The organism is Algiphilus sp. (genome assembly GCF_023145115.1).
Lineage (GTDB): Bacteria > Pseudomonadota > Gammaproteobacteria > Nevskiales > Nevskiaceae > Algiphilus.
In genome coordinates this window covers 1-17787 of record NZ_JAGLEJ010000017.1, presented here as the reverse complement: position 1 = coordinate 17787, position 17787 = coordinate 1, and the positions used below count along the sequence as shown (strand labels likewise).

Genomic DNA, 17787 nt, shown 5'->3' with positions numbered 1-17787 from the left:
TGCGCGTTGCTGTGTTCCTGATCGACCGCATCGAAACCGTTCTCCTTTCTCCCGCTCCCGAGGTTGCCCGTGACCGCTCGCTTCCGTCCCGTTGCCCGATTCGCCCTGCTGGGCGCACTTCTCGTGCCCGCCTTCGTCGCATCGGCGGCTTCCGATTCCGCCACCGCCGGCATCGCGGTCGACGGCGAGGGTGAAGTGCGCGTCATCCCCGACCGCGCCGAGCTCGCGGTGGCGGTGGAGGTACGCAAGGACGATGCGGAGCCCGCGATGGAAAAGGCCAACGCCATCACGGCCGCCTTCCTGGCATCGGCGCGCGAGCTGGGCGTAGCCGACAAGGATCTGCGCAGCACCTCGCTGCGGCTCATGCCGGAATACCGCTGGGACGATGAGACACGGGAGCGCGTGCAGACGGGTTTCACCGCGCGCCGCGACATCACCGTGCAGATTCGCGCGCTCGATCGTCTCGCCGGATTCCTGACTGCCGCCAGCGAGGCCGGCGTCACGCATATCGAGCCGCCTCGGCTCTACGCCTCGGACGCTGCCGCCCACCGACGCGAAGCGCTGGCCTCGGCGACCCGCGCGGCGCGCGCCAACGCGCAGGCCATTGCCGAGGCCGCGGGCGTGACCCTCGGTGCGGTCACCGAGGTCGATGCGCAGCAGTCGCAGGGTCGCCCGGTGGAGCCGATCGCGATGCGCGCCATGGCGGAGTCCTCGGCGCCGGGCAATGCCGACAGCGGAATCAACATCGGCGAGATGGTCTACAGCGCTACCGTGCGCGCGCGCTACGCCATCGCGCGCTGAGTCCGTCGTCACCGGCGCGTCATTGCCATTTCGGCGCCGCGCACGAATAATGCGCGGTTTTCCCGCGGCGTTCCTTCGCCGCCAGCCGATACGGGTAGAGGGTGATGGCGCAAGACAAACCGCTGGTGGGCGTGGTGATGGGCTCGGTGTCCGACTGGGAGACGATGGAGCACGCCACCCACACGCTCGAGGCGCTCGGCGTGCCCCACGAGGCGCGCGTGGTGTCGGCGCACCGCACCCCGGACCGGCTCTTCGCCTATGCCGAGGAAGCGGCCGAGCGGGGCTTGCGGGCGATCATCGCGGGCGCCGGCGGTGCCGCGCACCTGCCCGGCATGCTGGCAGCCAAGACCCGCGTGCCGGTGCTGGGGGTTCCGGTGCAGTCCAAGGCGCTGTCGGGATGGGATTCGCTGCTGTCGATCGTGCAGATGCCCGCCGGCATTCCGGTCGGGACCCTGGCCATCGGACGCGCCGGCGCCGTCAACGCGGGTCTCCTGGCGGCAGCGATGATCGCAACCACCGATGACGCGCTGGCGCAGCGCCTGGACGCGTATCGGCGCCGGCAGAGCGAATCGGTACTCGCCAACGACCGTCTGCCGCCCGGCAAATGAGCGCATCGGCCTACCGCGGCGCCGCGCCGGCGCGGCTCGGCGTGCTCGGCGGCGGCCAGCTCGGCCGCATGATCGGGCAGGCCGCGCAGTCGCTGGGCATCGAGTGTCTCTATCTGGACCCCGCCGAGGAGGCCTGCGCGGCGGCGGTCGGTCGACGCCTGCGCGCCGATTTCGACGACGCCAAGGTGCTCGCCGCGCTGGCCGATGCCTGTCCGGTCGTGACACTCGAGTTCGAGAACGTGCCGACCGCCACCGTTGCCGAAATCGGGAAACGGACCACGGTATGGCCGGCGGCAACCTCGCTCGAGGTGGCCCAGGACCGACTCGTCGAGAAGGAACGCTTTCAGGCGCTGGGCATACCGGTGGCGCCGTTCGAAGCGGTCGACTCCGTCGAGGCCCTGCACGGGGCCATCGACCGGATCGGTCTGCCCTGCGTCCTCAAGACGCGCCGTCTCGGTTATGACGGCAAGGGACAGGTCGTGCTGCGCGATGCCGGCGCGGTGGCGTCGGCCTGGGACGCCATCGGTGGCCGGCCCGCCATCGTCGAGAGCCTGGTCGATCTGGCGCGCGAAGTGTCCGCGATCGGCGTGCGATCGGCCGATGGCGAGACACGTTTCTATCCGTTGAGCGAGAACGTGCATCGTGACGGGGTTCTGCACACCGCGCGACCGATGCCGGACGATCCGCTGTTCGGCACCGCGACCGGTCACGCGAAGCGGTTGATGGATGCGCTCGGACATGTCGGGGTGCTGGCCTTCGAGTTCTTCGTCGATGGCGACGGCACACTGCTGGCCAACGAGATCGCGCCGCGCGTGCACAACAGCGGGCACTGGAGCATCGAGGGCGCTCACTGCTCGCAGTTCGAGAACCACGTTCGCGCCGTGACCGGGTTGCCCCTGGGCGAGACAGCCGCGCGGGGGTGCAGCGCCATGATCAACCTGCTCGGCGACGTACCACCGCGCGAGCACTTCCTGGCGATTCCCGGCGCTCATCTGCACCACTACGGCAAGTCGGCGCGGCCGGGTCGGAAGGTCGGCCATGTCACGGTCTGCGCCGATGACGCGGCAACGCTGGCACGGCGTGAAGCCGCCGTGCTGGAGGTGATTGCCGCCGCGGTCAGCGCCGACGCTTGACGGTACCGTCGAGCTGGCGGGCCGTATCCCGCCAGAGTGCGTGGAAGCACTGATTGGCGATGTGGCCCTCCGGTGCGAATTCGCGCAGCGGCGCGCACAGTTCTCCCATTCGCTCCACCATGGCGGCGGCCGGCACGCTGACGCGGCTGGCGTTGGGGAGATAGGCCGGAGGATCCGCCGCCATTTCCCGATGCATGCGCCTCCGGCGGTCGACGCGGTTGAGGAAGCAGCGCAGCACCGGTCGCTTGCGACCCTCGAGATGGGTCGCGACCTGCATCACCGCGCGCCGCGACAGCGGCGACGGCTCGACCGGCATCAGCAGCAGATCGACACTCTCGAAGAGCTGTTCGGCGAGCGGTCCCATGCCGGGGGGACAGTCGATGACCACCAGCCGGTAGGTTTCCGAGAATGCTTCCAGCGCGCGTCGCAGCCAGGGCTTGCCCTCGCTGTGTTCAGCCAGACGGGCATCCAGCTGGCGCAGCTTGAAATCGGCAGGCAGGAGATCGAGGTTCGGGCGCTCGGTGTGCTGGACGAGGCGACCGGCCGGTTGCCGCCCCTTCAGCAGCTTCTTGAGCTTGAGCTCCGGCATGTCGCCCTGGAGGATGTGCGTGGCGGCCGCCTGCGGATCGAGATCCCAGAGCAGCGTCTTCCAGCCCTCCGCCGCCGCGCATGCCGCGAGGTTGACGGCGGTGGTGGTCTTGCCGACACCACCCTTGAACTGGAAGCTGGCCACGGTGTGCATTCGATTGCCTCCGTCGTGGCCGGCCGGTGCTCAGACGTCGAGGTTGCCGACCTGGAGCGCGTGCTGCTCGATGAATTCGCGCCGTGGCTCGACGTGCTCGCCCATCAGCGTGGTGAAGATCTGGTCGGACGACACCGCGTCATCGATCTTGACCTGCACCAGTCTGCGGCGCGCCGGGTCCAGGGTCGTTTCCCAGAGCTGGGCGGGATTCATCTCGCCGAGTCCCTTGTAGCGCTGGATGGTGAGACCGCGCCGCGCCTCCTGCATGAGCCAGTCGAATCCGGCCTCGAAGGTCTCGACGACCCGCTCGCGCTCGCCACGGCGGACGGTTGCCGGCATCCCGAGCGCCGCGACCGAGGCATGCAGACGGCGGATGCGCTCATAGTCGGGGCCCTCGAAGAAGGCCGGGGCAAAACTGTGGGTGTGCTCTAGACCATGGGCACGCCGGCGCACCAGCAGCCCTTCACCGGTTTCCTCGATGCGATAGCTGCCCTTGTCCGCGCCACGGCGATTGGTGGCTGTCTCGAGATCGGCCACCCAGTCGCCGCGCTGGCCCACCGGCGGGGGCGGTGGCAGATCGCGCATGGCGCGCAGGACGACACCGTCGTAACGGCGTGCGAGACGCTCGATCTGCGCCTCGCTGGCATGCCAGTCGCGGACCAGCTCCTCGAGTCCCTCGGTGGGGAGCGAAGCATCGTCGGAGGACCAGGATGCACCGCTAAGTGCTTGACGCAGAAGGTATTCCTGCATCTCCGCCTCGTCCTTGACGTAGGTTTCGGACTTGCCGGACTTGACCTTGTACAGCGGTGGCTGGGCGATGTAGACGTAACCATTCTCCACCAAGCTCAGCATGTGCCGGTAGAAGAAGGTCAGCAGCAGCGTCCGGATGTGCGAGCCGTCGACATCAGCATCCGTCATGATGATGATGCGATGGTAGCGGAGCTTCTCCGGCCGCATCTCCTCCGCACCGATGCCGCAACCGAGTGCCGTGATCAGGGTCGCGACCTCGGTGGATGAGAGCATCTTCTCGACGCGCGCCCGCTCGACGTTGAGGATCTTGCCCTTCAGCGGGAGGATGGCCTGGAAATGGCGATCGCGCCCCTGCTTGGCCGAGCCGCCGGCGGAATCGCCCTCGACCAGGAAGAGTTCGGACTTGGAAGGGTCCTTCTCCTGGCAATCGGCGAGCTTGCCCGGCAGTCCCGCCACGTCGAGCACGCTCTTGCGGCGGTTGAGCTCCTTGGCCTTGCGGGCGGCATCGCGCGCACGCGCGGCGTCGACCACCTTGGCGGCAATGAGCTTGCCTTCGCGCGGATTTTCCAGCAGGAAGTCGCGCAGCCGCTCGGATATCGCCGCCTGCACCACCGGCGTGATCTCGCTGGAGACCAGTTTCTCCTTGGTCTGCGACGAGAAGCGCGGCTCGCGCAGTTTCACCGACAGAACCGCGGTCAGCCCCTCGCGCGTGTCCTCACCGCTCACCGAGACCTTTTCCCGCTTGGCAACGCCCTCGCTCTCGAGGTAGTCACCGAGAGTGCGGGTCAACGCATTGCGGAGCCCGGTGAGATGGGTGCCGCCATCCTTCTGCGGAATGGTGTTGGTGAAGCAGAAGACGTTCTCCTGGTAGCTGTCGCTCCACTGAAGCGCGCAGTCCACGACGGTATCGCCGTTCTCGACCGTGATCTGCACCACCGTCGGGTGCAGGGCGTCGCGGCTGCGGTTGAGATATCGCACGAACGCGGCCGTGCCGCCGTCGAACTGGAAGATGTCCTCGCGCTCCTCGCGCTCGTCGCGGAGCACGATGCGCACGCCGGCGTTGAGGAAGGAGAGTTCTCGGAGCTTCTTCGCCAGCACGTCGTAGTGGAACTCGCAGCTCGAGAAGACCTCGGTGCTGGGCCAGAAGCGCACCAGGGTGCCGCGCTGTTCCGTGGGGCCGACGGGCGCCAGGGGTGCTTCGGGGATGCCGTCGTGAAAACGGATTCGATGCTGCGTTCCGTCCCGGTGGATGTCCAGCTGCAGGGTGTGCGACAGCGCATTGACCACCGAGACGCCCACGCCGTGGAGGCCGCCCGACACCTTGTAGCCGTCACCGCCGAATTTCCCGCCCGCGTGCAGCACGGTCATGATGACCTCGGCCGCCGAGCAGCCCTCTTCGGGATGCTCATCGACCGGGATGCCGCGGCCGTTGTCGCTGACCGAGACGCTGTTGTCCGCCTGCAGCGTGACGACGATCTCCGAGCAATAGCCCGCAAGCGCCTCGTCGATGGCGTTGTCGACCACCTCGAAGACCATGTGATGCAGACCGGTACCGTCGTCGGTATCACCGATGTACATGCCGGGGCGTTCCCGCACGGCTTCCAAGCCACGGAGGACGCGGATGCTGCTGGCGTTATAGGCGGATTCGGTCAAGGCGAGTCACCGTTGGACGATCGCCTAGTATAGCCCGGCAGGGCCCTCGGCCGCCTGCTCAGTCCCGGGTGACGATCCGTCCCTGTTCCACGTGGAACATCGCCGCATCGTCTGCAGTGACTGCTCCCTCGGGTGGAGTCAATGCGGTGATGACACATTGCCCTTCGTAGCCGGCCAGCAAGCCGGCCAGACGCTCCTGATAGGCGCGGCCCAGTTCGGCGGTGAAGTCGTCGAGCAGTACCAGCGGCCGGATTGCCGTTGCCGCGAAGATCACATCCGCCTGCGCCAGACAGAGGGCAGACAGAAGCAGTTTCTGCTGTCCCCGGCTGACCCGGTCGCGCGCCTCGCCCTCGCCCAGTCGAATGCGCAGCTCCGCCCGGTGCGGTCCGGCACCAGTGACCCCCTGACGCTGATCCTGCTCCGATCGATCCCGAATGGCATCCGCTAGCGACTTGCCGGCCTCCCATCCTGGGTGAAGGCGGATTTCGGCGGTGCCGAGATCGAGGGATCCGCAGCGCACGGCAAACGCCTCGCGCAATCCGGCCAGGCCGGCCTCCCGGGCCGTCGCCAGTTCCGTCCCGGTCCGGATCAGCTCGTGGGTCCACGCGTCCAGCTGATCACTGCCGGCGCCACTGCGCAGAACCTGGTTGCGCTGCCGCAGCGCGCGCGCATAGCTGCGCCAGAGAGCGAGATATCGAGGTTCCACGTGGAACATTCCCCAGTCGAGGAACCGCCTGCGATAGGCCGGCCCGTCCTCCACGACCCGGTGCAGCCCCGGTTCGACCATCTGCATCGGGAGCACCCGCGCATGTTCGACCAGCGTCGTCGTGGCCTGGTTGCGATGCGTCGCGATGCCGCCACCGCTGTAGCCGATGCGAACGACATCGTCCGGTCGATCGGTGAATCCGATCCTGCCCCGGACCAGCCAGGCGCTATCGCCGTGCCGGGTGCAGAGTGCCGGTCGCGAAGCCCGGAACGACCGCCCCCGGCCCAGCCAGTAGATCGCTTCCAGCACGCTGGTCTTGCCGGCGCCGTTGTCGCCGACGATCCAGTTCAGTCGTGGATGCAGACGAAGCCGCGTGTCCTCGAGGCAACGGAACCCACCGATACCGACTTCGCGCAGGATCGGCATTCGCGCTCAGCGTCCGTCCGTCGAGTGTCCGCGCATCCGGTTCTCCGGCGCGGACGGCGTGTGTCGCCGCGGCTCAGAGCCGCATCGGCATGACCACGTAGCGGGTTTCCGGGTCCTCGGGATCGGTGAGCAGACCACTCGCATCGGCCGCCTTGAGCGTGAGCATGAAGGATTCGCCCTCCATCGCTCCGAGCGCCTCCAGCAGATAGGAAACATTGAACCCGATCTCCAGCGGGGTACCGTCGAACTGGACCTCGACGACTTCCTCGGCTTCCTCGTGCTCCGGATTGTGGGTCTGGAGCCGAAGCTCGTTCTCGGAGAGCTGCAACCGGACCCCGCGGAACTTCTCGTTGGCGAGAATCGCGGCTCGGGCCAGTGCCTGGCGCACGCGCTCGCGATTGCCCTGCAGCTGCATGCCGTCGGCGTCCGGAATGACGCGCTGGTATTCCGGAAACCGGCCGTCGATGAGCTTGCAGACGAACCCGGTGCTGCCGAGATCCAGCGCCACCTGGTTGCCGGAGAGGCGCAGGACGATCTCGGCGTCGCTGTCATCGAGCAGCCGCTGCAGCTCCTGCACGCCCTTGCGCGGAACCAGGACCTGCCGATCCTCGAAGCGCTCCGGCAACGTGCATTCACTGAGGGCGAGGCGGTGGCCGTCGGTCGCGACGGCTCGCAGACAGGTGTCGGAGAGATGGAGACACAGGCCGTTCAGGTAGTACCGGACGTCCTGTGCCGCCATCGCGAAATGGGTCTTGTCGATCAGGCGCAGCAGATCGCGTTGCGCGAGACGCAGCTCCTGATGATCGGACTCGGTTTCGAGGGTGGGGAATTCGTCGGCCGGGAGTGTGGACAGGACGAAGCGCGAACCCGCCGAACTGATGGTGGCGCGCTGTTCCTCGATCGTCATGACGATGTTGGCGCCCTCCGGCAACCCCCGGCAGATCTCGAACAGCTTGCGTGCCGGGACGGTGACCCGACCCGGCTGCACCACCGTGACTGGCACCCGGCTGGTGAGCTGGAGCTCGAGATCGGTGGCGATCAGCGTGAGCGACTCCTCGTCGGCATCGACATAGACGTTGGCGAGGATGGGCAGTGTCTGACGGCGTTCGACAACCCCGACTACGGCGTTCAGGGCATCGAACAACGTATCTCTTCCGATCTCGATTTTCATGCCGTCCCACTCATTCCATTTCTATATAGAAAGATTGTGATGGTAGCTGGCCCCGGCGAAAGCTGCGCGCAACGCCATAAAGTCCTTTTACTTCAATATCTTGCGGCGCCAGCAACCATCCGGATCATCGCTGTATCCCGTGGGGATGGCATGTGGATAAATCGGGCCTCCGGAACCGTGCCCGATCTATCCACAGCTTTGGCAGCCGGTTTGCCCACAGGGTTGTCCCGCGGTCTATCCACCGAGCTGCCGCAGGAGGTTCTCCCAGTCCTCGCGGACACGCGGATCGTCCGCACGCAGATCTCGGACCTTGCGGCAGGCATGCATCACGGTCGTGTGATCCTTGCCGAAGGCGCTGCCGATCTCCGGCAGGCTGTGCTGCGTCAGTTCCTTGCACAGCGCCATGGCGATCTGTCGGGGACGCGCGACCGAGCGCGTTCGCCGCACCGAGTTGAGGTCGCTGACCCGGATCTTGAAATAGCTCGCCACCACGCGCTTGATGTTGTCGATGGTCACCAGGCGCTCGTAGCTCGAGAAGATGTCGTAGAGCGTCTCCCGCGCGAAGTCCTCGGTGATCTCGCGGCCCAGAAAGCGCGAGCTCGCCACCAGCCGGTTGAGGGTTCCCTCCAGTTCCCGCACGTTGGAGCGCACCCGCTGGGCGACGAAGAAGGCGACCCGCTCCGGAATGGGAACGCCGCGCTCCTCCGCCTTGTTGAGAAGGATCGCTACGCGCGTCTCGAGCTCGGGGGCCTCGACCGGAACGGTCAGCCCCCAGGTGAAGCGCGACTTCAGCCGCGAATCGAGGCCGTCGAGCTCGGCCGGGTAGCGGTCGCAGGTCATCACCATCTGCTGCCGTCCGTCGAGCAGCTCGTTGAAGGTGTGGAAGAACTCTTCCTGCGAGCCCGACTTTCCGACGAAGAAGTGGATGTCGTCGATCAGCAGCGCATCGACCGAGCGGTAGTGCGCCTTGAACTGCTCGGTGGTGTTGCCGCGGATGGACGTGATCAGGTCGCGCACGAATTTCTCGGCACCGACGTAGAGCACACGGGCGCCATGGGTCGCCGAAGCGATGTGATTGCCGATGGCGTGCATCAGATGGGTCTTGCCGAGTCCCGACTCGCCGTAGATCAGCAACGGATTGAAGCGCTCGCCGGGGGCTTCCGCGACCTGTAGCGACGCCGCCCTAGCCTGGGCATTGGACTTGCCCTCGATGAAGTTGCCGAAGGTGTAGCGCTCGTCGATGCGTGGCGCGAGGCGGGCACCGGAACCGCTCTCGATGACGGCCTCGCCCGCGGAAAGATGCTGCTCGGCGACCGGTGTCTCGGCGCGCTGCGTGTTCGGGTTGCGACCGCCGACGGCGATCTCGACCGACCAGTGGGCGCTGCTGTCACAGGCGGCCAGCGCCCGCTCGATCACCGGGAGGAAATCCCGCTGCACGCGCGCCTGTACGGCGGGATTGGGCGCGTCGAGCCGCAGATGCTGCCCGTTCGCGGTCGGATGCAGCGGTTGCAGCCACGCCATGATGTCGCGCTCGTCCAGTTCGCGCTCCATGAAGCGCAGGCAACGATTCCACAGCTCGGCAGTCACAACGCGCACTCGTCGGTTCGGGGGAGCAGTCTAGCGGCGCGATCCCGGCTTATCCACAGCGCCGGCCGCTTGCCGCGCGGCTGCGGGCGCGAGTAAACTTGCGCGCCTTTTTCTGCCGGACTGTCGTCATGAAACGTACCTATCAGCCCAAGCGCGTCCGCCGCAGCCGTACCCACGGCTTCCGCGCGCGCATGGCCACCGCCGCCGGTCGGCGCGTGATCGCGCGTCGTCGCGCCAAGGGCCGCAAGCGGCTCTCGCCGTAATTGTCGCGCCCGCCGCGCCCGCAGCGGCTCCGACTGCCGCGCGAGTTCGCGCGCGTCCTGGGCTCGGGCCGGCGGCACCGCGGTCGCATCTGCACCATCGTCGCGCTGCGACAGGACGACGATCCACCGCGACTCGGCCTCGCGATCAGCCGGAAGGCCGCGGCCAGCGCCGTGCGCCGCAATCGCATCAAGCGACTCACCCGCGCGAGCTTCATGCGTCTCCCGCCGCCGCCGGGCTGGTACGTGGTGATGGCACGGCCGGGTGCCGGCAAGCTGGCGGATACCGAGATCATCGCGGACCTCGAACGGCTATGGCGCGAATTGGGCGCATCCCCGCAGTCCTGATCCTGCTCGTCATCCGCGGCTACCAGCGGTGGCTCAGCCCGCTGCTCGGGCCGCACTGCCGCTTTCAGCCGAGCTGCTCCCAATACGCTTACACTGCCGTCGCGCGCTTCGGCGCGCTGCGCGGTGGCTGGCTCGCCATGCGGCGAATCCTGCGCTGTCACCCGCTGCACCCAGGCGGCCACGATCCGGTGCCCGAGGCGCCGGCCGGTCGCACCGATGACCCCGCCTCCTGAATCCGCATGGAAAACCGCCGCTTCATCCTGATCTGCGTCTTCGGTGTGCTGCTGTTCCTGATCTATCAGGCCTGGCAGCAGGAACAGGCCGCGCCCGCAGGCGAGCGTCCGTCGACGGTCGACGAGATGGCCGAGATGCCGGACGGCCCGGCAGCCGCTGACCCCGATCTGCCGACAGCCGCAGCCGCAGCCGATACCCCCGACACGCCCGAGGCACCCGCAGCGCCGGCTGCGGCCGGACCCGCTGCCGCGGCGACCGACGGCAGCATCCGCGTGGAGACCGACGTCGTGCGCGCGCGCATCGCCCTGCAGGGTGGCGATCTGCGCCATCTCGCGCTGCTCGACTACCCGGAGAGCGAAGCCGATCCGCAGCCGCTGCCGATCATCGACGACACGCGTGCAAAATGGTCGATCGTGCAGAGCGGCGTGCTGTCGCCGCAGGGCAACCCCGCCACCCAGCACAGCGTCTACACCACCGACCAGCGCACCGCCACGCTCGCCGAGGGCGCCGATTCGGTCACCGTCACCCTGCGCACGGTCAGCGACAGCGGCGTCGAGGTCCGCAAGCGCTACACCTTCCATCGCGGCCGCTACGTGATCGATCTCGAGCACGAGGTGATCAACAACGGCGACGAGGCCATCGACGCCTCCGCCTTCACCCAGCTCTGGCGCAACGATCACACCCTCGGCGATCAGCCGCCCTTCGCGCCCACCTTCACCGGCTACGGATTCTACGAGGCGCGCGACGAGGGCAACCGCTACGGCTTCGAGAAGATCGACTTCGGCGACGTCGCCGACGAGCCGCTCTCGGTGGAGCAGCGCGGTGGCTGGCTGGCGATGATGCAGCACTACTTCATCGTTGCCGCCATTCCGCCGAGCGACGAAACCCAGCGCTACAGCGCGAAGCCGAGCAGCCGGTGGGGCTATCTCGGCCAGGTGGTGGGCAGCGCCCGGCGCGTCGAGCCTGGCGCGTCGGCGACCTTCGCCAGCGAGGTCTTCGCCGGCCCCAAGCTGCAGAAGCGCCTCGACACCATCGCGCCCGGATTCGACCTGACCATCGACTACGGCATCCTCACGCCGCTGTCATCGCCGCTGTTCTGGATCCTCGACTTCCTCCACAGCTTCCTCGGCAACTGGGGCTGGGCCATCGTCGTGCTGACGCTGCTGGTCAAGACCGCGATGTACAAGCTGTCCGAGGCGCAGTTCCGGTCCTTCGGCAAGATGCGGCACTTCGCGCCGCGCATCCAGGAACTGCGCGAGCGCTACGGGGACGATCGCCAGAAACTCAACCAGGCGATGATGGACCTCTACAAGAAGGAGGGCTTCAACCCGCTCGGTGGCTGTCTGCCGATGCTGGTGCAGTTCCCGGTGTTCATCGCGCTGTACTGGGTGCTCCTGGAATCGGTCGAGCTGCGTCAGGCCCCCTTCATCGGCTGGATCGACAGCCTGTCCACGCCTGACCCGTGGTACGTGCTGCCCGTCCTGTTCGCGGCCAGCATGTGGCTGCAGCAGCGACTGTCCGGCCAGATGGCGACAATGGAGCCGATGCAGCAGCGCATCATGATGGCCATGCCGATCATGCTGGGCGCGTTCTTCACGCTGTTCCCGGCCGGTCTGGTGCTGTACTGGTTCGTGAGCAACCTCGTGAGCATCGCGCAGCAGTGGTACATCAACCGCAAGCTCGATCGCGAGGGCCTGGGTCGCAAGCCCGCGCGCTGACGGCGCCACCGTGAGCGCCGACACCATCGCGGCCGTCGCCACCCCTGCCGGGCGCGGCGCGGTCGGGATCGTGCGGCTCTCCGGCCCCGGGGCCGCGACCATCGCGGCGGCGATGAGCGGACCGCTGCCTTCGCCCCGGACGGCCGGGCTGCGGACCATCCGCGACGCCGCCGGGAACCCGCTCGACGAGGCGCTGGTGCTGTTCTTCCCGGGCCCGGCGTCGTTCACCGGGGAGGACGTGGTCGAGATCCAGGCGCACGGTGCGCCGGTGGTCCTCGAGGCGATCGTGGACGCGGCCTGCGCCGGCGGCGCGCGCCGCGCCCGGCCGGGCGAGTTCACCGAGCGCGCCTTTCTCAACGATCGCATCGATCTCGCCCAGGCCGAAGCGGTCGCGGACCTGGTGGACGCCGCCAGCATCGGCGCTGCGCGTGCCGCGCACGCCAGTCTGGGCGGCGCGTTCTCGCACCAGGTGGCGGCACTGGCCGAGCGTCTGCTGACACTGCGCGTGCAGGTCGAGGGCGCGCTCGATTTCTCCGACGAGGATGTCGACTGGATCGCCCGCGGTGCTGTGCCGGAGCATCTCGCCGCGCTGCGCAGCGATATCGCGACCCTGCGTGCCGATGCCGCGCGCGGAGCACGGCTGGCGCAGGGGCTGACGGTGGTGCTGGCGGGGCCGCCCAACAGCGGCAAGTCGACGCTGCTCAACCGGCTCTGCGGCGAGGAGCTCGCCATCGTCACCGATGTGCCGGGCACCACGCGCGATCCGCTGCGCCACGATCTGGTGCTCGCCGGCATTCCCGTGCGGCTGATCGACACCGCCGGTCTGCGCGCCACCGACGACGTCGTCGAACGCGAGGGCGTGGCGCGCAGTCGCGCCCAGCTGGCCGAGGCCGACATCGTGCTGATGCTGGTCGACGACAGCGATCCGCGGGCGGCCACCGACGACGAGTCCGGTTTCGTGCCCGCTGCCGGCCAGGCGGTGCTGCGCGTCCGCAACAAGATCGATGCCAGCGGTCGCGCCGCGGGCGCGGTGGACGACGGCACCGTGGCCATCAGCGCCCGCGACGGCGACGGCATCGAAGCGCTGCTAACGGCGCTGCGCGATGTCGCCGGCGGTGGCGAGACGGAGGCGCCGTTCAGCGCGCGTGCGCGCCATCTGGAGGCGCTGGATCGCTGCGACGCGGCGCTGCAGTGCGCCGAGGCGGCGGTTGCGGCGGGCCGCGATGTCGACATCGCCGCCACCGAGCTCGCCGCCGCGCACGACGCGCTCGGTCAGGTCAGCGGTGCGGTCGACAGCGAGGCCCTGCTCGGCGCCATCTTCAGCCGCTTCTGCATCGGCAAGTGAGGATCGCGACCGGGCACGCCGCTTCGCGGCCCGGTAGGCTAACGCCATGCTCGTGACACCCGACGACGCCACCCGCCTGCTGCACGCCCAGGTACCGCTGCTGGCCCACGCGGAAGTCGCGGTCAGTCATGTCGACGCCGACCGGGTGGTGGCGCGCGCGCCACTGTCGGTCAACGGCAACCATCACGGCAGCGCCTTCGGCGGCAGCCTGTCGCTGCTCGGCATCGTCACCGGCTGGCTGCTCGCCTACGCCGGGCAGGCGACGGCAACGCCCTCCCGCAATATCGTGGTCGCGGATAGCCACAGTCGCTATCTCCGGCCGCTGCACGCCGATCTCGTCGCCGAGGCACGATGGGATCCCGACCAGGCCGCGGCCTATCGCGCAACCCTCGCGAAAGGCGAAAGGGCCGCCGTCCGGCTGCGGGTGACGGTCGCCGGCGACGGCGGCACCGCGCTCGAGCAGGACAACCGCTTCGTGACGGTGCCGGCATGAGCGTGCGCTTCCATTACTGCCCGCGCTGCGCGCAACCGCTGGAGGACGGCGAACGCGGCGAGGTCATGCGCCGCGTGTGCCCGGACACGAGCTGCGGTTTCGTGCACTGGGACAACCCGACCCCGGTGGTCGCCGCCATCGTCGAACACGACGGCGAGATCATCCTTGCTCACAACCGCAGCTGGCCGCCGAAATGGTACGGCCTCATCACCGGCTTCCTGGAAGCGTCCGAGACGCCCGAAGCCGGCGTGGTGCGCGAGGTAGCCGAGGAGCTCGCGCTGACCGCGGAAGCGGTGTGCTTCGTCGGCCACTACGACTTCCCGCAGATGAACCAGCTCATCATCGCCTATCACGTGCGTGCGACCGGCGAGATCCGGCTCAACGAAGAGCTCGACGACTACAAGCGCCTTCCGCCGGAGCGGGTGCGGCCGTGGCCGGGCGGTACCGGACGGGCGGTTGCCGACTGGCTGGCTCGCGCGCACGGCATCGTGCACGAATCGATGCGCTGAATCAGGCGATCGCGTAGATGCGGGCGCTCTCGCGCTCGTTCTCGAGCCGGGACCAGGCGTGGAAGAGGCTCGCGTCGCGCGCGATCCGCGCCCGCTCCAGTGCCGGCGGAATGTGCCGCATGGGTCGGTCGGCGCCGTCGGGCATGTCCGCGAGCAGCGTGATCATGCCGTCGATCTCGGTCTCCACGGCGGTGACCTCGAAGCGCTGCCGGCGGAACGCGATGCACATCGACGCCAGCCAGTCATTGAGCAGCCGCCGCCCGGGGTGCGCCGGACAACGCCAGAACAGGGTGTCGCGTTCGCCCAGCCGGGTGAGCGCGGGTTGCAGGCGCGGCAGCGCCACGCGCAGCGGCAGCGGCAATTCCTGGCCGTCAAGATGCGCGTCGAGCCAGTGGATCGCGAGCTGTCGCGAGCGTGCGCCCGGACCGTCGCCTGCGGGGCCGCGCTCGACATGCACATCGTGCAGATTGGGAAGAAGCGCCGCCGCCGGATGCGCCATTGCCTCGATCACCCAGTCGCGCGCCGCCGTCTGCAGATGGAGCGCCGCAAGGGCGCGTTCGCAGGCCAGACTGGGCACGCTCGCGGGTGACAGCGCCATCCCGCGCAGCAGCAACGATTCCGATACCTCGGCCTCGAGCACGGCCACCAGCGGTGCCAGCCTGCGGGCGAGATGCACCCGCCAGGCCATGGCGCTGAAGAAGGGCGCCCCGCCCTGCAGCGGATCGAGCAGGATCGTCGCCGGTCGCCCCCGACCGAGCGCGCGCAATGCCCGTTCGATGACTGGTCGCTGCAGCGCCAGCGCCGAAACCGCCGCGATGCTGGCGCGGCATCCGTCCGCCCGCAACTGGAGCAGTGCCTCGGCCAGCGGCGCTACCATCCGGGCGACCTCGCGGCACTCCGGCGTGCGCGTTGGCGGCGCGGAGCCATCGAGCAGCGGCCAGGCAACGAGCTGCGGACGCATGGGGTTTCCGGTCATGGGACGGGCCTACGCTAGGCGCCCGCGCGAGCCGGCGCCGACGGTCCGCGCCGGGAGGCGCTGCCCGGCCGACCACCGGCAACTATCCGCTTATGCGGATAAACGGATATAATGGCCGATTCATTCGACCGATCAGGACTCATGGACGACCCCCGCCAGACCCAGCGCACCCGCCATTCAGAGGAAACGATCCGCAAGGCCATCGCCGAGCGCATCCTCATCCTCGACGGCGGCATGGGCACGCGCATCCAGTCCTACAAGCTCGGCGAGGCCGACTACCGCGGCGAGCGCTTCAAGGACTGGGAGTCCGATCTGGCCGGCAACAACGACCTGCTCGTGCTCACCCAGCCCGAGCTGATCAAGGAGGTGCACTGCGCCTACCTGGATGCCGGCGCCGACATCATCGGCACCAACACCTTCAACTGCCAGGTCATCTCGATGGCCGACTACCACATGGAGTCGCTGGCCTACGAGCTGAACGTGGAAGCCGCCCGGCTGGCCTGCGAGGCCGCCGACTCGCGGGCCACCGCCGATCGCCCGCGCTTCGTATCCGGCAACATCGGGCCGACCAACCGCACCGCCTCCATCAGCCCGGACGTCAACGATCCCGGCAAGCGCAACACCAGCTTCATGGAGCTGGTCGAGGCCTATGCCGAGCAGACGCGCGGTCTCATCGACGGCGGCGTCGACCTGCTGCTGATCGAGACCATCTTCGACACGCTCAACGCCAAGGCCGCGATCTTCGCGGCGCACCGCGTGTTCGACGAGTACGGCTTCAAGCTGCCCATCATCATCTCGGGCACCATCACCGACGCCTCCGGGCGAACGCTGTCCGGCCAGGTGGCCGAGGCCTTCTGGAACTCCATCCGCCACGCCGAGCCGCTGGCGGTGGGCTTCAACTGCGCCCTCGGCGGCAAGGACATGCGCCCCTACGTCGAGGAGCTGTCGGGCCTCGCCGACTGCTACATCTCGTGCTATCCGAACGCCGGCCTGCCCAACGCCTTCGGCGAGTACGACGAGCAGCCCGAGGAGACCGCGGCCATCGTCGGCGAGTTCGCCGAGGCGGGGTTCATCAATCTGGTCGGCGGCTGCTGTGGCACCCAGCCCGAGCACATTGCGGCCATTGCCGATCAGGCGGCCAGGCACAAGCCGCGGATTCCGGTCGAGCACGAGCCGATCACGCGTCTGTCCGGTCTCGAGCCGCTGAACCTGACGCCCGAGAAGGGCTTCATCAACGTCGGCGAGCGTACCAACGTCACCGGCAGCGCCAAGTTCCGCAACCTGATCAAGGACGGCGACTACACCACCGCCCTTGATGTCGCGCGCTCGCAGGTCGAGAACGGTGCCGCGGTCATGGACATCAACATGGACGAGGGCATGCTCGACGGCGTTGAGGCCATGCGCACCTTCTGCCAGCTGGTGGCGTCCGAGCCGGATATCTCGCGTGTGCCGATGATGGTCGACTCCTCGAAGTGGGAGGTCATCGAGGCCGGCCTGCAGTGCCTCCAGGGCAAGTGCATCGTCAACTCCATCTCGATGAAGGAGGGCGAGGAGAAGTTCCTGCGCGAGGCCAACCTGTGCCGGCACTACGGTGCGGCCGTCGTGGTCATGGCCTTCGACGAGGATGGTCAGGCCGACAACCTCGAGCGCCGCAAGGAGATCTGCGGCCGGGCGTACAAGCTGCTCACCGAGAAGCTGGACTTCCCGCCCGAGGACATCATCTTCGACCCCAACATCTTCGCCGTCGCCACCGGCATCGAGGAGCACGCCAACTACGGCGTCGACTTCATCGAGGCCTGTCGCTGGATCAAGGAGAACTGCCCGCACGCCCACATCTCGGGCGGCGTGTCGAACATCTCGTTCTCGTTCCGCGGCAACAACAAGGTGCGCGAGGCGATCCACTCGGTGTTCCTCTACCACGCCACCAGGGCGGGCATGGACATGGGCATCGTCAACGCCGGCCAGCTGACCGTCTACGAGGACATCGAGGAGGAGCTCCGCGACGCCATCGAGGACGTCATCCTCAACCGGAAGGACGATCCGCAGGACGCCACCGAGAAGCTCCTGGAGCTCGCCGAGAAGTACAAGGGCGACGCTTCCGAGGCCGACCAGGGCGACCGTCTGGCCTGGCGCGAGAATGATGCGCGCGAGCGCATCAAGCACGCGCTCATCAAGGGCATCGACCAGTACGTCGAAGAGGACACCGAGGAGCTGCGCGCGGAGATCTCGGCCAACGGCGGCAAGCCCATCGAGGTCATCGAGGGCCCGTTGATGGACGGCATGAATGTCGTCGGCGACCTCTTCGGCGCCGGCAAGATGTTCCTGCC

17 protein-coding genes are annotated in these 17787 nt (G+C 68.2%); 11 read left to right on the top strand and 6 right to left on the bottom strand.

Annotation, left to right across the window (positions count from 1 at the left end; genetic code table 11):
• Window positions 1-69 precede the first annotated feature (69 nt).
• The 3 genes from KAH28_RS06480 to KAH28_RS06470 all read left to right on the top strand — a co-directional run bounded on the left by KAH28_RS06480 (window position 70) and on the right by KAH28_RS06470 (window position 2542).
• Window positions 70-801 carry an SIMPL domain-containing protein gene (locus KAH28_RS06480; RefSeq protein WP_290575168.1) on the top strand — a complete coding sequence of 244 codons (732 nt, stop codon included), beginning with the start codon at window positions 70-72 and terminating at the stop codon, window positions 799-801.
• A 104-nt stretch (window positions 802-905) separates the two neighbouring features.
• Window positions 906-1409, top strand: a complete 504-nt coding sequence (gene purE / locus KAH28_RS06475; protein ID WP_366918137.1) for a 5-(carboxyamino)imidazole ribonucleotide mutase — start codon at window positions 906-908, stop codon at window positions 1407-1409.
• Window positions 1406-2542, top strand: a complete 1137-nt coding sequence (locus KAH28_RS06470) for a 5-(carboxyamino)imidazole ribonucleotide synthase (RefSeq protein ID WP_290575166.1) — start codon at window positions 1406-1408, stop codon at window positions 2540-2542. The genes purE and KAH28_RS06470 overlap by 4 nt, the downstream gene beginning before the upstream one ends.
• Here the strand turns inward: KAH28_RS06470 and KAH28_RS06465 are convergent.
• From KAH28_RS06465 to dnaA, 5 genes are all read right to left on the bottom strand, one after another.
• A complete protein-coding gene (locus tag KAH28_RS06465; protein ID WP_290575165.1) occupies window positions 2526-3284 on the bottom strand; it encodes an AAA family ATPase in 759 nt (252 codons plus the stop codon). The genes KAH28_RS06470 and KAH28_RS06465 overlap by 17 nt on opposite strands.
• Window positions 3285-3314: 30 nt before the next feature.
• Window positions 3315-5687 (bottom strand): DNA topoisomerase (ATP-hydrolyzing) subunit B, encoded by a 2373-nt coding sequence (gene gyrB / locus KAH28_RS06460; RefSeq protein WP_290575164.1) that lies wholly within the window; start codon window positions 5685-5687, stop codon window positions 3315-3317.
• A 58-nt stretch (window positions 5688-5745) separates the two neighbouring features.
• On the bottom strand, window positions 5746-6819 hold the full coding sequence (gene recF, locus KAH28_RS06455; protein WP_290575163.1) for a DNA replication/repair protein RecF: 1074 nt from the start codon (window positions 6817-6819) through the stop codon (window positions 5746-5748).
• Window positions 6820-6892: 73 nt separating this feature from the next.
• Entirely contained in the window at window positions 6893-7990 is a 1098-nt protein-coding gene (gene dnaN / locus KAH28_RS06450) for a DNA polymerase III subunit beta (protein ID WP_290575162.1), read from the bottom strand.
• Window positions 7991-8224: 234 nt separating this feature from the next.
• On the bottom strand, window positions 8225-9577 hold the full coding sequence (dnaA, locus tag KAH28_RS06445; RefSeq protein ID WP_290575161.1) for a chromosomal replication initiator protein DnaA: 1353 nt from the start codon (window positions 9575-9577) through the stop codon (window positions 8225-8227).
• Between the two features lie 128 nt (window positions 9578-9705).
• Between dnaA and rpmH the strand changes: the two genes are divergently transcribed.
• Genes rpmH through KAH28_RS06410 form a run of 7 tightly spaced genes read left to right on the top strand, consistent with a single transcriptional unit; the run spans window position 9706 to window position 14484 of the window.
• On the top strand, window positions 9706-9840 hold the full coding sequence (gene rpmH / locus KAH28_RS06440; RefSeq protein ID WP_290575160.1) for a 50S ribosomal protein L34: 135 nt from the start codon (window positions 9706-9708) through the stop codon (window positions 9838-9840).
• Window positions 9841-10185, top strand: a complete 345-nt coding sequence (rnpA, locus tag KAH28_RS06435; protein ID WP_290575159.1) for a ribonuclease P protein component — start codon at window positions 9841-9843, stop codon at window positions 10183-10185.
• Window positions 10152-10418 carry a membrane protein insertion efficiency factor YidD gene (yidD, locus tag KAH28_RS06430; RefSeq protein ID WP_290575158.1) on the top strand — a complete coding sequence of 89 codons (267 nt, stop codon included), beginning with the start codon at window positions 10152-10154 and terminating at the stop codon, window positions 10416-10418. The genes rnpA and yidD overlap by 34 nt, the downstream gene beginning before the upstream one ends.
• A 6-nt stretch (window positions 10419-10424) precedes the next feature.
• Window positions 10425-12137 carry a membrane protein insertase YidC gene (gene yidC / locus KAH28_RS06425; RefSeq protein ID WP_290575157.1) on the top strand — a complete coding sequence of 571 codons (1713 nt, stop codon included), beginning with the start codon at window positions 10425-10427 and terminating at the stop codon, window positions 12135-12137.
• Window positions 12138-12147: 10 nt separating this feature from the next.
• On the top strand, window positions 12148-13482 hold the full coding sequence (gene mnmE / locus KAH28_RS06420; protein ID WP_290575156.1) for a tRNA uridine-5-carboxymethylaminomethyl(34) synthesis GTPase MnmE: 1335 nt from the start codon (window positions 12148-12150) through the stop codon (window positions 13480-13482).
• Window positions 13483-13528: 46 nt separating this feature from the next.
• Complete coding sequence (locus KAH28_RS06415) at window positions 13529-13975, top strand: YiiD C-terminal domain-containing protein (protein WP_290575155.1); 447 nt, start codon at window positions 13529-13531, stop codon at window positions 13973-13975.
• Window positions 13972-14484 (top strand): NUDIX domain-containing protein, encoded by a 513-nt coding sequence (locus KAH28_RS06410; RefSeq protein WP_290575154.1) that lies wholly within the window; start codon window positions 13972-13974, stop codon window positions 14482-14484. Before KAH28_RS06415 ends, KAH28_RS06410 begins: the two co-directional genes overlap by 4 nt.
• 1 nt (window position 14485) lies before the next feature.
• Here the strand turns inward: KAH28_RS06410 and KAH28_RS06405 are convergent, their stop codons facing one another.
• Window positions 14486-15445: a hypothetical protein gene (locus KAH28_RS06405; RefSeq protein WP_290575153.1), complete on the bottom strand. Its 960-nt coding sequence runs from the start codon at window positions 15443-15445 to the stop codon at window positions 14486-14488.
• A gap of 156 nt (window positions 15446-15601) precedes the next feature.
• Between KAH28_RS06405 and metH the strand changes: the two genes are divergently transcribed.
• On the top strand, window positions 15602-17787 hold a 2186-nt coding region (gene metH, locus KAH28_RS06400; protein ID WP_290575152.1), incomplete at its 3' end, for a methionine synthase.